Genomic DNA, 14,628 nt, shown 5'->3' on the forward strand with positions numbered 1-14,628 from the left:
GGACCGTGGGATGAAACCCGCGGTCCTCCCGCCGTTTTAGCGCGAGGTCCTCGCCATGACCAATCCTGCCCCCAGCATCTTGCCCGGCCTCGGGTTGCGGCAGCGTTTTCCGCTGCTGGCCCTCATCCTCGAGCGCTTCGTGCTCAGTCTCGTCCTGCTTTTTGCCGTTTCCATCCTGATCTTCGGCGGCCTGGAAGCCCTGCCCGGCGATTTTGCCACCACCTATCTCGGCCAGTCGGCGACGCCGCAGGCGGTTGCCAATATTCGTCAGGATCTCGGGCTGAACCGTCCGGTCACGACGCGCTACGTCGAGTGGCTCGGCAATGCCGTCCAGGGAGACTTCGGCACCTCCTGGGCCAGCAAGAATTCGGTGAGCGAGCAGATCGGCAAACGCCTTGGCAATTCGCTTTTCCTGGCGGGTTTCGCAGCGGTGATCTCGGTGCCGCTCGCCGTCGGCCTTGGCATGCTGTCGGTGCATTTCCGCAATCGGCTGCCAGATAAGATCATCAACGTGATCTCGCTTGCGGCGATCTCGCTGCCGGAATTCTTCATCGGCTACCTGCTGATCCTCTTCTTCGCGGTGAACCTTGGCATGGCGACCTTCCCGGCGACGGTCTATGACAGCATGGGTTTCGGCGAGCGGTTGAAGGCGATCGCGCTGCCGACGGCGACGCTCGTGCTCGTCGTGCTTGCGCACATGATGCGCATGACGCGGGCGGCGATCCTCTCCGTCATGTCGTCGGCCTATATGGAGACGGCAGAGCTGAAGGGCCTCAGCGCCTTCCGCGCGATCGTCAAGCACGCCGCTCCCAATGCGCTCGCCCCGATCATCAATGTCATCGCGCTGAACCTTGCCTATCTCGTGGTCGGCGTCGTCGTTGTCGAAGTGGTCTTCGTCTATCCCGGCATGGGGCAATATATGGTCGATGCGGTCACCGTGCGCGATATGCCCGTCGTGCAGGCCTGCGGGCTCATCTTCGCGGCCGTCTACATCTTCCTCAACATGACGGCCGATATCCTTGCGATTATCGCCAACCCCCGGCTGAGGCATCCGCGATGAGATTGAGAGACATCCCCATCACCGCCTGGATCGGCATGGCCGGTATCGCCATCGCCTTCATCTTCGCTATCTTTGCACCCTGGCTGGCCCCCTATGGCGAGACGCAGGTCGTCGGCGACGTCTGGCAGCTGCCGGATAATCAATATATCTTCGGCCTCGACAATCTCGGCCGCGATATCCTCTCGCGCCTGATCTACGGCGCGCGCACGACGCTGCTGGTCTCGTCCGCCGCCACCGTCATCTCCTTCTCGCTCGGCATTATCCTGAGCTTCACCGCTGCCGTCTCGCGCGGCATCATCGACACAGTGTTTTCCCGCTTCAACGATCTGATGATGTCGATCCCGACGCTGATCTTCGCGCTGGTCGTTCTGGCGGTCCTGCCGCAAAATATCGTCGTGCTGATCCTTGTCATGGCGATCCTCGATTCCACCCGCGTCTACCGTCTCGGCCGCGCTGTGGCGCTCGATGTCGCGGTGATGGAATTCGTCGAGGCGGCCAAGCTGCGCGGCGAAGGCAAGCTCTGGATCATCTTCCGCGAAATTCTGCCGAACACGCTGTCGCCGCTGCTGGCCGAGTTCGGGTTGCGCTTCGCCTTCTCGATCCTGTTCCTCTCGACGCTTTCCTTCCTCGGCCTCGGCATTCAGCCGCCGGCGGCCGATTGGGGCGGCATGGTCAAGGACAACAAGGACGGCATCATCTTCGGCATATCGGCAGCATTGGTGCCGGGCACGGCGATCGCCGTGCTTGCCGTCTGTGTCAACCTCGTCGTCGACTGGCTCCTGAAACGCACATCCAGCCTCAAGGGAGGGCGCGGCGATGCCTGAGCTTCTTTCCGTTCGCAATCTGAAGATCGAAGCAACCAGCTACCCGCCGGGCGAACCGCCCAGGCGGGTGACGATCGTCGACGGCGTTTCCTTCGATCTGCAAAAGGGCAAGGTTCTCGGCCTCATCGGGGAATCGGGCGCCGGCAAGTCGACGATCGGCCTTTCCGCACTCGCCTATGGCCGGGGTGGCGCGGAAATCACCGGAGGCGAGGTCTTGCTCGACGGTGCCAATATCCTGGCGCTCGGCAAGAACGGCATCCGTCAAATCCGCGGGGCGCGGGTCTGCTATGTGGCGCAGTCTGCGGCCGCTGCCTTCAATCCCGCCCATCGGCTCGGCGACCAGGTGATTGAAGCCTCTGTCAAGCATGGTTTGATGACGAAGGACGAGGCGCGCAAGCGTGCGCTTTATCTGTTCGGGGTTCTCGGCCTGCCCAATCCCCAAACCTTCGGCGAGCGCTTTCCCCATCAGGTCTCCGGCGGCCAGTTGCAGCGGGCGATGACGGCGATGGCGCTCTGCTCCAACCCCGAACTGATCGTCTTCGACGAGCCGACCACGGCGCTCGACGTCACCACGCAGATCGACGTGCTGGCGGCGATCAAGCATGCGATCGAGGAAACGCATACCGCCGCCCTCTACATCACCCACGATCTCGCCGTCGTCGCCCAGATCTCGGACGACATCATGGTTCTGCGCTATGGCAAGCAAGTGGAATATGGCAGCGTCCAGCAGATCATCGAGGCACCGCGGGAGGATTATACGCGCGCCCTCGTCAATGTCAGACAGGCCTATCGCGAGGAAGCCGCCGATCAGTCCACGGCACTCCTCAAGGTGGAAAATGTCAGCGCCGAATATTCCAACGGCTTCAAGGTGCTGCACGATGTCTCGCTGCACGTGCCGAAGGGCCAGACACTCGCGGTCGTCGGCGAGTCCGGCTCGGGCAAGTCGACCCTGGCGCGCGTCATCACCGGCCTGTTGCCGCCGAGCAGCGGACGCATCGTCTTTGACGGCAAACCGCTGATGCCAGGCCTCAAGAGCCGGCCGAACGACGACCTGAGGCGCATCCAGCTGATCTACCAGATGGCCGATACGGCGATGAACCCGCGGCAGACGGTCCGCGACATCATCGGCCGGCCGCTGACCTTCTATTATGGCCTCAGAGGTGCCGAGAAGACCGCCCGGGTCAAGGAACTGCTCGACCAGATCGAAATGGGCAAGGGCTTCGTCGATCGCTACCCCGCCGAACTCTCCGGCGGCCAGAAGCAACGCGTGGCGATCGCCAGAGCGCTGGCCGCCAAGCCCGAACTCATCCTCTGCGACGAGCCGACCTCGGCGCTCGATCCGCTGGTGGCGGAGGGTATCCTCAAGCTGCTCCTGCGCCTGCAGGAAGAAGAGCAGTTGTCCTATGTCTTCATCACCCACGATATCGCGATCGTCCGGGCGATCGCCGACAGCGTGGCGGTGATGCATCGCGGCAAGCTGGTGCGGTTCGGCCCGAAATCGACGGCGCTGTCGCCGCCCTTTGACGATTACACCGATCTGCTGTTGAAATCCGTACCGGAAATGGAAATCGGCTGGCTGGAACGGGTGCTCGCCACGCGTCGCATGGAGAGCGCCGGTAACTGACTTGACTAGGTGACTTGACGAGGGGCGGAACCCTCGTCGCATGCAATGTGCATCAAGGAATGAGCATGACCTCGCGCGGCTTTACCACCATCGAGAATGAATGGATCATGCTGAAGGATGGGACGCGGCTTGCCGCGCGCATCTGGATGCCGGACGGCGCGGACGAAGATCCCGTTCCCGCCGTCTTCGAATTCCTGCCCTACCGCAAGCGGGACGGAACCTGCCTCAGGGACGAGTCGACCTACCCGGTCTTTGCTGCGGCCGGTATTGCCGGCGTGCGCGTCGATATCCGCGGCTCCGGCGAATCCGATGGTGTCATCGATGGCGAATATACAGAATGCGAGCTTGCCAATGCCTGCGAGCTGATTGCCTGGATTGCCGCGCAGCCATGGTCGAACGGCGCCGTCGGCATGATGGGCATCTCCTGGGGCGGCTTCAACAGCCTGCAGGTCGCGGCATTGCGTCCGCCGGCGCTGAAGGCCGTCATATCGATCGCCTCGACCGTCGACCGCTACAATGACGACATCCATTACAAGAACGGTTGCCATCTCTCCGCCCAGCTCTCATGGGCGGCGACGATGCTCGGCTACCAGTCGCGCCCGCCCGATCCGGCACTGGTCGGCGAGCACTGGAAGCAGATGTGGCTGGAACGCCTGGCAGGCGAACCCTTCTTCATGGAGGCGTGGCTGGCCCACCAGCGGCGCGACGATTTCTGGCGTCACGGCTCGATCTCAGAGGATTTTTCGAGCGTGGAGATTCCGGCACTTGTCATCGCCGGCTGGGCGGACGGCTACCGCAATACGCCTCTGATGGCGATTGAAGGTTTGGGCCGCAAAGCGAAGGCGCTGATCGGGCCGTGGGTGCACAAGTATCCGCATTTCGCCTGGCCGAAGCCGCGCACGGATTTCCACGGCGAGGCGATTGGCTGGTGGAACAAATGGCTGCGCGGCGACGATAACGGGATCGACGGGCTGCCGCAGGCCCGCGCCTATATTCTCGATGCCATCCGCCCTGCCCCGCGACGTGACAGCGATCCGGGTTTCTGGGTTGCCAAGGACGTCTGGTCGCCGCCGCGGATGCAGTGTTTTTATGTCGAGCAATTCGGCAAGCTGACGGAAGGCATGCCGATCCCGCACGCGCCCGAGCATCCCGTCTATCTCCGCTCTCCGCTCGACACCGGGACGGCATCCGGCGAATATTTTACGCTGAAACCCGACGCCGAAATGGCGATCGATCAGCGTTCGGACGATGCCGGCTCGCTGGTCTTCGATACGATGCCGCTTGCCGGCGATTGCGACTATCTCGGCCGGCCCGTGCTGACGCTTGCACTGCGCTCCCGGGCGACGGGCGGAAATCTCTGCGCCCGGCTCGTCGATGTCCATCCGGATGGCACGGCAACGCGTGTCGCCTTCGGCGTCGTCAACCTCACCCACCGCGACGGCAATGCAGATCCCAAGCCGCTGGTGCCAGGCGAAAGGGTGTCGATCCGGCTCGTGCTCGATGCCTGCGGTTATCGCTTCCGCAAGGGACATCGCATCCGCCTTTCGCTTTCCACCGCCTATTGGCCGATGATCCTGCCGCCGCCTGATGACGAGGGCATCGAGGTCGACATCGCGGCACTCGGTCTGGGGTTGCCGATGCTCGGCGAGCATCAGAGGATCGACATCAAGGAACCGGCCAATCCCGATCCGCTGCCGAAATACATCGAGCACGCGGCGGCCGCGACGAAGCGGCAGGTCGTCCGCGATCTCTCGGCCAACCGGACGGAGTATCACATCCACGAGGATACCGGGCTCACCGAACACCCGGGGACAGGTCTCTCGACCCGGCAACTGCGGGAGGAAGTCTGGTCGATTTCACCCGATAATCCCCAGTCGATGACCGGGATGTCGACCTGGACCTGCGACATGCGCCGCCCCGGCTGGTTCGTCCGGACGGTCGCGACCGCGCATATTGCCTGCACCCGGACCGAGTGGATCATCAGCGCCGTCGTCACCGCGTTCGAGGACGACGTACAGGTCTTCGAAAAGGTCTTTGCGGAAAAGCGGATCGCGCGTGACCTGATGTGATCGTCAGGTCTGCGCAAAACGCCTTGTGGCCTCGCAGACGGCACGGAAGCCGTCGCGGGCGCCATCGCTCATGTGGCGGGCGCGCAGCCATGCATGCACCATCTGCGGCTCCTCCCGGAACCAGACGTCGACGCCCTCTTCGGTGAGCCGGGCGGCATAGTGCCGGCCGTCGTCCCGAAGCGGATCGAAATGCGCGACCGTGATGAAGGCCGGCGGCAGCCCTGCAAGCGAAGCTGCCTGCAGCGGCTCGGCGATCTCATTGCCTGCCGGCGCCTGCAGGATCTCGCGGTAATAGGCGACATCCGCCGTCGTCAGGCCGGGGGCTGCGGCCATTTCGATATAGGAGCCTGCGGCAAGATCGCCACCGAGCGCCGGGTAGATCAGGACCTGGCCGACGACACCGGACAGGCCCTCGTCGCGCGCCCGCAATGCAAGACCGGCGGCAAGATTGGCGCCGGCGCTGTCCCCGATCAGCACGACCTTGCTGTTGGCGGACAGCAGATGCTTCAACACTGCAAAGCCGTCATCCGTCTGTGCCGGCCAGCGATACTCAGGCGCCAGCCGGTAATCGACGGAAACGAGTTCCGCTCCGGCGAAATCGGCGATCTCGGCGCAGATGGCATGATGGCTTTCGAGCGAACCGACGACGAAGCCGCCGCCATGAAGATAGAGCAGAATGGTGCGCGTGCTGATTTTGCGCGGACGGTAGCGCCGGATCGGTATGCGCTGCAGCATGCCATCGGCAAAGATCATCTCCGGGGGCAGCGGCCGGTCGAAACGCGCGCAAAGAGCATCGTACCAATGGCGTTGCTGCTCGATCGATGCTTGAACGGCGTCCGGCGGATAGAAGGAATCGCAAATCGCCAGAAACTGCAGGATGCCCTTTTCGGTGGGGACAGGCGGTTGAGCGGACATGGAGGTCCTTTCGCGATTTGGGGCATGACAGATCATGTCCCTGGCCGACTTTATCCTCATCATGCGCCTTTGTGACCGAGCCGATCTGTCTGGCCGCGACCCATGAATGTCGCGACTTTCAAAATTCGCGATAATTTTTTCAGCGCCGACCCAAGGAAAGCCATCCGAGAAACGTCTCAATCTCGAAATAGCATCTTGCTGGTCGGTTTGGGGTAGGTGCGGAATTGGATGCGGAGCTCATAGAACGAGCGCAGGGCGGCGACCGGGAGGCCTTCGGGCAACTGGTCTCGCGTCATTATGATTTCGTCCACGCGACGGCGTGGCGCTGGTCGGGCAGTTCCACGGATGCCGACGACATCGCACAGGAGGTCTGCGTCAAGCTCGGCGCGGCCATCGGCAGCTTTCGCGGCGCGCCAGTCGCTTCAGAACCTGGCTCTATACGCTGACGCTCAACGCCGCCCGCGACCACAGACGCAAGCTTGCCCGAGAGGAGCAGACATTCCGCGCTTATGCCGCCGAACCGCAGCCGGATGCGCCTGATGGAAATGACGACGAGCTATCGGGCGAATTATGGGCCGCCGTGCGCGCCTTGCCGGAAAGGCAATGCGACGCCGTGCTGCTCGTCTATGGCGAAGGCCTCAGCCATTCTGCTGCCGCCGATGTCATGGGCTGCTCGGAGGCGACCGTGTCCTGGCAGGTCCACGAGGCGCGTAAGAGGCTGAAAACCGTGCTCGGCAAGGAAGAGGTATGACCGTGGACAAGGAACTGGAAAAGCTCTCCCGCCTCACACCGCCGGCACCCGATCCGGAGGCGCGCGCGCGTGCGCTTGCCGCAGCGATGCAGGCCTTCGACACCGCCGAAAATAATGTGCAGGCGCCCCAAGGAAATGCGAAAGGCTGGCGTCAAAGCTCCATCATCAACTGGATATGGAGCCCTGCCATGAACAAGAAATTCCTCGCCGGTTCAGCCCTTGCGACGCTGCTCGTCATTCCGGCTGCCGGTTATCTCACGATCGAGCTGACCCGCAACGGATCGCCGATCGTCGACCAGACCGAGATCGCCGGCAACCTGTCGCGAGGTGAGGCGTCGAAACAACCGGTCGCAACTGCGGGCCAACCCGTCACGGTGACGCCGGAGATTCCGCCGCAAGCACCGGCCGAGAACGGCCCCCTGACTGAGCAATCAGTCGCTGACGCGCAAGGCCTGCAGGACAAGGAGTCTCAAAACCTCGCAAAGCCCGATGCGGGACGGACGTCCGAATTCGATGCCGACGACATCGCCGCCCTTACGAACAAGTCGGAGAGTTCTGCCGCGGCCCTCGGGGCGGCCAAACGCTCCGCGCCGGCCGCACCCGGCATCGCCCCCCAACAGCAACTGGCCGAACCGATGGCCGTCGCCCCCTCGCCTGCGCCGCCGGCGGACGGACCTATCCAGATCCAGCGCGATCCCGGCCGCGAGCGGTTTGCCAATGCCGCGGCAAATCCGATCAAGAGTGTCGCGACGGATCCGGTTTCGACCTTCTCCGCCGATGTCGACAGCGCCTCCTATTCCTTCGTCCGCCGGTCGTTGACGGGTGGGGCGATGCCCGATCCGCAATCGGTTCGCGTCGAGGAGATGATCAATTATTTCCCCTATGACTGGCCGGGTCCCGACAATGCCGACCAGCCGTTCAAGGCGACGGTGACTGTCATGCCGACCCCGTGGAACCGCGACACGGAATTGATGCATGTGGCGATCAAGGGCTATGACATCGCACCGGCAACCACGCCGCGTGCCAATCTGGTCTTCCTGATCGACGTCTCGGGCTCGATGGACGAGCCGGACAAGCTGCCGCTTCTCAAGAGCGCTTTCCGTCTTCTGGTCAACCGGCTGAAGGCCGACGACACCGTCTCGATCGTCACCTATGCCGGCAATGCCGGCACCGTGCTGGCGCCGACGCGGGTGGCGGAGAAATCGAAGATCCTGTCGGCGATCGACGGTCTGGAGCCCGGCGGCTCGACCGGCGGCGCCGAAGGTATCGAGGCCGCCTATGACCTTGCCAAACAGGCCTTCGTCAAGGACGGCGTCAACCGGGTGATGCTGGCGACGGACGGCGATTTCAATGTCGGCCCGTCGAGCGACGAGGACTTGAAGCGCATCATCGAAGAGAAGCGCAAGGACGGCATCTTCCTGACCGTTCTCGGCTTCGGGCGGGGCAATCTCAACGATTCCCTGATGCAAACGCTGGCCCAGAACGGCAATGGCAGTGCGGCCTATATCGACACCTTGGCGGAGGCACAGAAGACGCTGGTCGAAGAGGCCGGATCGACGCTGTTTCCGATCGCCAGCGACGTCAAGTTCCAGGTCGAGTTCAACCCGGAAAGGATCGCCGAATACCGCTTGATCGGCTACGAGACGCGGGCACTGAATCGCGAAGATTTCAACAACGATCGTGTCGATGCCGGCGATATCGGCTCCGGCCACAGCGTCACGGCGATTTACGAAATTACGCCCAAGGGAAGCCCCGCGGTCATGAATGACGACCTGCGTTATGGCGACAAGGCGCCGGCCGAGACCGCCGATGCCGCGCGTGAAGACGAGCTTGCCTTCGTCAAGATGCGCTACAAAAGGCCGGGCGAGGACAAGAGTGCTCTCATCACCACGCCTGTCAATGACAGCAACGCGGTCGCCGCCGTCGATGCCGCGCCGCAGGATGTCCGTTTCTCCGTGGCCGTCGCCGCCTTCGGCCAGAAACTGAGCCGCATCGCCGCCCTCGATTCCTATTCCTATCAGGCGATTGCCGATCTCGCCGCGGCATCGCGGGGAACGGATAGCTTCGGCTACAGGTCGGATTTCCTCGGCCTGGTCCGGCTGGCGGACGGCCTCAGCCAGCGGTGAGGTAAGACGTAAATGCCGTCCCAAACGAGAGGCCGTCCCAAAAGGGCGGCCTCGGCTTAGTGATTACCCCGGTCTCGACCCGTTGGCAGCGAGATAGACAGCATAAAGGGACGTGCTTGCGGTGATGAAGAGACGGTTCAATTTCTCTCCGCCGAAGGTGACGTTGGAGACGCCCTCGGGAATATGGATCTTGCCGATCAACGTTCCATCCGCGTCATAGGCGTGGACGCCATCGCCGGCGCTCGTCCATATCCGGCCTTTCCGGTCCACGCGAAAACCATCGAACAGGCCTGAGGTACATTCCGCGAAAACGCCGAGATCGCTCAGTCGTCCCTCATTCGAGACTGCGAGCGTCCGGATGTGACGCGGGCCGCCGGGCCGGTGCGTTGCCCCGGTATCGGCGACGTAGAGCACGCTCTCATCCGGGGAAAAAGCCAGTCCGTTCGGCTTGACGAAATCGGAAGTGACCTGATCGGTCGTGCCTGTTGCCGGGTCATGCCGGTAGACGTGGCATCCGCCGATTTCCTCCTCGCCGTAGTCGCCCTCGTAGTCGTGAAGAATACCGTAGCTCGGGTCGGTGAACCAGACGGTCCCATCGAATTTGACGGCGACGTCGTTCGGGGAATTCAGCCGTTTGCCTGCAATCCGATCGGCCAGGACGGTAATCCTGCCGTCGAATTCGGTGCGGGTGACACGGCGCGTCAGGTGCTCGCAGGTGATGAGCCGGCCCTGATTGTCGACCGTGTTGCCGTTCGAGTTGTTGCTGGGCGCGCGGAAGACCGACGTATGCCCACTGGTATCGTCGTAGCGCATCATCCGGTTGTTGGGGATATCCGAGAAAACCAGATACCGCCCGGCGGCAAACCAGGCCGGTCCCTCCAGCCAGCGACCACCCGTCCAAAGCCGCTCGACGCGGGCGTGGCCGACGAAGCAGCTTTCGAAACGCGGGTCGAGAACCTCGAACCCCGTACCGTCAATTTGCCCGAACATGATGCTCCTCCGTTTCATCAATTGTTATCGATATCATATTGTCGTGTTTTGAAGCTGTCGTACAGGTATCGATGCGCCGAGAATCCTGGTTTTTCGACTGCGGAACGGTGCATCACTGCAATAAAATCGATTGTGCGATGATAGCGATAACTTTATCCTGTGTTGAATTGCCCAACTCGGAAGCTTTGTGAAAGCGGAGACCAGTGAAGAACGAGGATGTGCCGAAAGACAAGCGTCTCAAGCCGGGAGAGGCTCAAAAGCTGACGATGGCGGAGGTCGCCAAATATGTCGGCGTCTCCGCCATGACCGTTTCGCGTGCCTTTCGCCAGGATGCGAGTGTTTCCGAGGAGACCCGCAAGCGCATCATGGAAGCCGTCGATGCGCTCGGCTACGTGCTCGATCTGTCGGCCGGCAGCCTGTCGTCGCGGCGCAGCGGCTTCATCGCCGCCCTGGTGCCGTCGATCAACAATTCGAATTTTTCCGACACCGCACGCGGCATTACCGATGCGCTGGAAAATACCGGCCTTCAGCTTCTTCTCGGCTATACCGACTATTCGGCGGAGAAAGAAGAAGAGCTGATCGAAGCGATGCTGCGCCGCCGCCCGGAAGGCATCATCCTGACCGGTGGTTCGCACACGGCGCGCGCACGGCGGATGCTCGCAAAAGCCGGCATTCCCGTTGTCGAGACGTGGGAACTTCCGGAAGATCCGATCAATCAGGTCGTCGGCTTCTCCAACAGCGAGGCGATGTCCTTGCTGGTGCGGACGCTTGCCGGCCAGGGATATCGGAAGTTCGGTTATATCGGCGGAACGACGGCGCGCGATACGCGCGGCAGCCAGCGGCGCAGCGGTTTCCAGAAGACGGTTGAAGAACTCGGCCTCGGACCGGGACGGATGATTTCCTTCGGCGTTCCGCCCATCACCATGGAACAGGGCGGCCAGGCAATCGTCAGCCTGCTGGAGCGCTGGCCGGACACGGAAGTGGTTCTCTGCGTTTCCGACCTATCCGCCTTCGGCGCCATCATGGAATGCACGCGCAGGGGAATGAAGGTTCCTCGGGACATCGCCGTTGCCGGTTTCGGCGATTATGAGATCTCCTCCATCTGTCATCCGCGCATCACCACCATCAATGTGGACTGTTATGGCATCGGTCGCCAGGCGGCCGGTCGCCTGCTGCACGCCCTGCAAAGTGGCGAGGCGACCGGCGATGAGATCACATTAACCGGCTATAGGGTTGTCCTGCGCGAAAGCACGGACAGGAACGGCACGCCGACAGCTTGAGCACCACAACACCGCGCCTCTTTCAGATGCGGGGCGTCGCAACAGTTTGAATTTTTGAACATCTATTTCTGAATCGATTCCGATTTAAGGAATGATCCAGCAGGTTCAGAAGGCGATCTGGACTTTCATCGACTTGCTGCGATCGCCGGCCAATTCGAAAGCGGCGACGGCCTCGTCGATTCCGAAGACACCTGTCAGCAGCGGCTTCAGATCGACGCGACGCGCGTTGATCAGTTCGACGGCGAGCGCAAATTCCTCGTGAAAACGGAATGTCCCGCGCATCTCGATCTCTTTCGCAACGATCATGTTCTGCGGAATCGAGACATCGCCGCCAAGGCCGAGCTGAACGAGAACCGCGCGGGGCCTGAGCGTCTCCAGGCCCGCGCGCACCGCCCGTTCATTGCCTGACGCCTCGAACATGACGTCGAAATATCCCTTGTCGGCGCTATAAGCGGCGAGGTCGGCGGCATGCGTGGCAACGTTGATCGTTCTGTCGGCGCCGCTGGTGCGGGCAATCGCCAGTACGCTGTCGGTCACGTCGGTCGCGACGATCTCGCGGGCGCCGAGAACGCGGGCTGCAACGATCGCCAGCATGCCGATGGGGCCGCACCCGGTGACGAGCACCCGTTTGCCCAGCAGCGATCCGGCGCGGTTTGCCGCATGCAGCGTCACGGCAAAGGGTTCGGCAAAGGCGGCCTCGTGGATGGAAATGCCATCGGCGACCTTGTGGCATTGCCAACGTTCCGCCACCAGCCGCTGGCGAAAGCCGCCCTGAATATGCGGCATCGGCATGGCACTGCCGTAAAACCGCATGTTGAGGCAGTGGTTCTGTTGTCCCTTCAGGCAATATTGGCAATGGTTGCACGGCCGGCTCGGCGAAACCGCAACGCGGTCTCCGACGGCAAGGTCGGCGACGCCGGCGCCCAGCGCCTTGACCGTGCCGGCGATCTCATGGCCGAGGATCATCGGTTCGCGCAGGCGAACGGTGCCGAAACCGCCATGATTGTAATAATGCAGGTCGGAACCGCAGATACCGCCAGCTTCGATGGCAATCTCCACCTGCCCGACGCCCGCAACCTCCGGCTCGCGCTCCTCGATCCTCAGATCCTTGGCGGCATGGATGACGATGGCTTTCATATCGGGACCCTCACACGACGGGAGTTGGAAGCGGGTTGCCGGCAAAATGCGCGGCGAGATTGTCTCTGACCAACTGGCCCATGGCCTTACGTGTCTCGACGGTACCCGAGCCATGATGGGGCTGCAACACCACGTTTTGGAGCGTCAGGAAACGCGCGTCGATCCTCGGTTCGTTCAGGAAGACATCAAGGCCGGCGGCCTTGATCGTGCCATCCCGAAGGGCTGCGATCAGCGCCTCTTCGTCGACGGTCGTTCCGCGCGAAACATTGATCAACATGCCGTTGGGACCGAGCGCTTTGAGCACATCGGCGTTGATGATCTTCATGGTCGCCTGCCCGCCGGGGACGATGACGATCAGAAAATCGGCCCAATCGGCAAGTGCGACCAAGTCCGGCTGGTAGGCATGGGCAACATCCTTGTGCTCGTTGCGGGCGAAGTAGGAGATCTCACAGCCGAAAGCGGCGGCCCGCTTGGCGATCGCCTTGCCGATCCGCCCCATGCCGGCGACCCCGACTTTCTTGCCGGAGACCCTCGTCACCAGCGGCATGGCGACGCTGCCCCACTGGCCGGAGCGGACGAGAACGTCGGCCTGCGGGATCTGCCTTGCCGTGGCAATCAGCAGTCCGATGGCGATATCGGCGACATCTTCGGTCAGCACGTCAGGCGTGTTGGTGACGCGAATGCCGTTGGCGCGGGCATAGGACAGGTCGATAGCGTCGGTGCCGACGCCATAACAGGAGACGATCTCCAGCTTCGGCAATTGCGCCATCAGCTCTGCGGACGCGCCGAGTTCGCCGCGCGTCGCTATGGCGCGGATATCCTTGCCGACTCTTGCAATCAGTTCCTGCCGGTCGGTTGCTTCCCACAGGCGATGGATGCGGTAGTTCGCCTCCAGATCCACCATGTCCCATTCCGGATAAGCTCCGGCCATCAAGATTTCCATCTCAGGCATTCCGTTTCCATCCCGCATTTTGACAGTTGATTATGTTATCGATAACATATAATTCGAAAAAGGGATGTCAAGTGAGTTTCACCGCCAGCGGCAGCGTCAGCCGTCGCCCGCGGCGAGACCGGAGGAGTTATGAGATGAAGAACTTGTTTGATCTTACCGGACGCCTTGCCCTGATCACCGGCTCGAGCCAGGGGATCGGTTATGCCCTGGCCGAAGGGCTGGCGCAGCATGGCGCCGAGGTCATCATCAACGGCCGCACGCCCGAAAGCGTCAAACGCGCGGTCGCGAGCCTCAAGGATCAAGGCCTGTCGGCCCATGCTGCGATCTTCGACGTCACCAGCAAGGACGCCGCCAAAGAAGGCATAGATGCGATCGAAGCCGATATCGGGCCGCTCGACATCCTGATCAACAATGCCGGCATGCAGTTTCGCACGCCGCTGGAAGACTTCCCGGCGGACAAATGGGAGCTGCTGCTGACCACCAATATTTCGAGCGTGTTTTACGTCGGCCAGGCGGCGGCCAAACCCATGATCGCCCGCGGCCAGGGCAAGATCATCAACATTGCCTCCGTGCAAAGCGAACTGGCGCGCCCCGGCATTGCTCCCTACACGGCGACCAAGGGCGCGGTGCGCAATCTGACCCGCGGCATGTGCGCCGACTGGGCCAAGTACGGCCTGCAGATCAACGCGATTGCGCCGGGCTATTTCAAGACGCCGCTCAACCAGGCGCTCGTCGACAATCCGGAATTCTCTTCATGGCTCGAGAAGCGGACGCCGGCCGGACGATGGGGCAATGTCGAGGAACTGGTCGGCGCTGCCGTCTTCCTCTCGGGCCGCGGCTCGTCCTTCATCAACGGGCACACGCTTTATGTCGACGGCGGCATCACGACCTGCCTCTGAC

11 protein-coding genes and 1 pseudogene are annotated in these 14,628 nt (G+C 62.4%); 8 read left to right on the forward strand and 4 right to left on the reverse strand.

Features of this window, described 5'->3' with window-relative positions:
- Positions 1 to 55 precede the first annotated feature (55 nt).
- The 4 genes from NE851_RS06425 to NE851_RS06440 all read left to right on the forward strand — a co-directional run bounded on the left by NE851_RS06425 (position 56) and on the right by NE851_RS06440 (position 5,577).
- Positions 56 to 1,060 (forward strand): ABC transporter permease, encoded by a 1,005-nt coding sequence (locus NE851_RS06425; RefSeq protein WP_063475782.1) that lies wholly within the window; start codon positions 56 to 58, stop codon positions 1,058 to 1,060.
- The gene (locus NE851_RS06430) at positions 1,057 to 1,884 is read left to right on the forward strand and encodes an ABC transporter permease (RefSeq protein WP_047612159.1); all 828 of its coding nucleotides are present in this window, start codon (positions 1,057 to 1,059) and stop codon (positions 1,882 to 1,884) included. The genes NE851_RS06425 and NE851_RS06430 overlap by 4 nt, the downstream gene beginning before the upstream one ends.
- Positions 1,877 to 3,508 carry an ABC transporter ATP-binding protein gene (locus tag NE851_RS06435; protein WP_063475783.1) on the forward strand — a complete coding sequence of 544 codons (1,632 nt, stop codon included), beginning with the start codon at positions 1,877 to 1,879 and terminating at the stop codon, positions 3,506 to 3,508. The genes NE851_RS06430 and NE851_RS06435 overlap by 8 nt, the downstream gene beginning before the upstream one ends.
- A gap of 65 nt (positions 3,509 to 3,573) precedes the next feature.
- A complete protein-coding gene (locus tag NE851_RS06440) occupies positions 3,574 to 5,577 on the forward strand; it encodes a CocE/NonD family hydrolase (RefSeq protein WP_047613383.1) in 2,004 nt (667 codons plus the stop codon).
- A gap of 3 nt (positions 5,578 to 5,580) precedes the next feature.
- Here the strand turns inward: NE851_RS06440 and NE851_RS06445 are convergent, their stop codons facing one another.
- A complete protein-coding gene (locus NE851_RS06445) occupies positions 5,581 to 6,492 on the reverse strand; it encodes an alpha/beta hydrolase (protein WP_047612163.1) in 912 nt (303 codons plus the stop codon).
- Between the two features lie 224 nt (positions 6,493 to 6,716).
- Between NE851_RS06445 and NE851_RS06450 the strand changes: the two are divergent.
- Together NE851_RS06450 and NE851_RS06455 are read left to right on the forward strand one after the other, a co-directional pair.
- A pseudogene (locus NE851_RS06450) lies at positions 6,717 to 7,243 on the forward strand (RNA polymerase sigma factor).
- Complete coding sequence (locus NE851_RS06455; RefSeq protein ID WP_063475784.1) at positions 7,240 to 9,369, forward strand: vWA domain-containing protein; 2,130 nt, start codon at positions 7,240 to 7,242, stop codon at positions 9,367 to 9,369. The pseudogene NE851_RS06450 and the gene NE851_RS06455 overlap by 4 nt, the downstream one beginning before the upstream one ends.
- 63 nt (positions 9,370 to 9,432) lie before the next feature.
- Here the strand turns inward: NE851_RS06455 and NE851_RS06460 are convergent, their stop codons facing one another.
- Positions 9,433 to 10,359, reverse strand: coding sequence for an SMP-30/gluconolactonase/LRE family protein (locus tag NE851_RS06460; RefSeq protein ID WP_254955518.1), 927 nt, complete (start codon positions 10,357 to 10,359; stop codon positions 9,433 to 9,435).
- Between the two features lie 203 nt (positions 10,360 to 10,562).
- Here NE851_RS06460 and NE851_RS06465 point away from each other — a divergent pair, with 203 nt between their 5' ends.
- Complete coding sequence (locus tag NE851_RS06465; RefSeq protein WP_047612170.1) at positions 10,563 to 11,639, forward strand: LacI family DNA-binding transcriptional regulator; 1,077 nt, start codon at positions 10,563 to 10,565, stop codon at positions 11,637 to 11,639.
- A 105-nt stretch (positions 11,640 to 11,744) separates the two neighbouring features.
- On the opposite strand, the gene NE851_RS06470 is transcribed toward NE851_RS06465, so the two are convergent.
- Positions 11,745 to 12,776, reverse strand: a complete 1,032-nt coding sequence (locus NE851_RS06470; RefSeq protein WP_063475786.1) for an L-idonate 5-dehydrogenase — start codon at positions 12,774 to 12,776, stop codon at positions 11,745 to 11,747.
- A 10-nt stretch (positions 12,777 to 12,786) separates the two neighbouring features.
- Positions 12,787 to 13,728, reverse strand: coding sequence for a 2-hydroxyacid dehydrogenase (locus tag NE851_RS06475; protein WP_254955519.1), 942 nt, complete (start codon positions 13,726 to 13,728; stop codon positions 12,787 to 12,789).
- A gap of 134 nt (positions 13,729 to 13,862) precedes the next feature.
- Here NE851_RS06475 and NE851_RS06480 point away from each other — a divergent pair, with 134 nt between their 5' ends.
- The gene (locus tag NE851_RS06480; protein ID WP_047612176.1) at positions 13,863 to 14,627 is read left to right on the forward strand and encodes an SDR family oxidoreductase; all 765 of its coding nucleotides are present in this window, start codon (positions 13,863 to 13,865) and stop codon (positions 14,625 to 14,627) included.
- Position 14,628: the final 1 nt, after the last annotated feature.

The organism is Rhizobium anhuiense bv. trifolii (genome assembly GCF_024346605.1).
Taxonomy (GTDB): domain Bacteria; phylum Pseudomonadota; class Alphaproteobacteria; order Rhizobiales; family Rhizobiaceae; genus Rhizobium; species Rhizobium anhuiense.

Excerpts from the sequence above, each read along its gene's own strand:
- NE851_RS06460 (WP_254955518.1), bottom strand. The coding sequence starts at position 10,359 with ATGTTCGGGCAAATTGACGGTACGGGGTTCGAGGTTCTCGACCCGCGT.
- NE851_RS06425 (WP_063475782.1), top strand. The coding sequence starts at position 56 with ATGACCAATCCTGCCCCCAGCATCTTGCCCGGCCTCGGGTTGCGGCAG.
- NE851_RS06430 (WP_047612159.1), top strand. The coding sequence starts at position 1,057 with ATGAGATTGAGAGACATCCCCATCACCGCCTGGATCGGCATGGCCGGT.
- NE851_RS06435 (WP_063475783.1), top strand. The coding sequence starts at position 1,877 with ATGCCTGAGCTTCTTTCCGTTCGCAATCTGAAGATCGAAGCAACCAGC.
- NE851_RS06480 (WP_047612176.1), top strand. The coding sequence starts at position 13,863 with ATGAAGAACTTGTTTGATCTTACCGGACGCCTTGCCCTGATCACCGGC.
- NE851_RS06475 (WP_254955519.1), bottom strand. The coding sequence starts at position 13,728 with ATGCCTGAGATGGAAATCTTGATGGCCGGAGCTTATCCGGAATGGGAC.
- NE851_RS06455 (WP_063475784.1), top strand. The coding sequence starts at position 7,240 with ATGACCGTGGACAAGGAACTGGAAAAGCTCTCCCGCCTCACACCGCCG.
- NE851_RS06445 (WP_047612163.1), bottom strand. The coding sequence starts at position 6,492 with ATGTCCGCTCAACCGCCTGTCCCCACCGAAAAGGGCATCCTGCAGTTT.
- NE851_RS06470 (WP_063475786.1), bottom strand. The coding sequence starts at position 12,776 with ATGAAAGCCATCGTCATCCATGCCGCCAAGGATCTGAGGATCGAGGAG.
- NE851_RS06440 (WP_047613383.1), top strand. The coding sequence starts at position 3,574 with ATGACCTCGCGCGGCTTTACCACCATCGAGAATGAATGGATCATGCTG.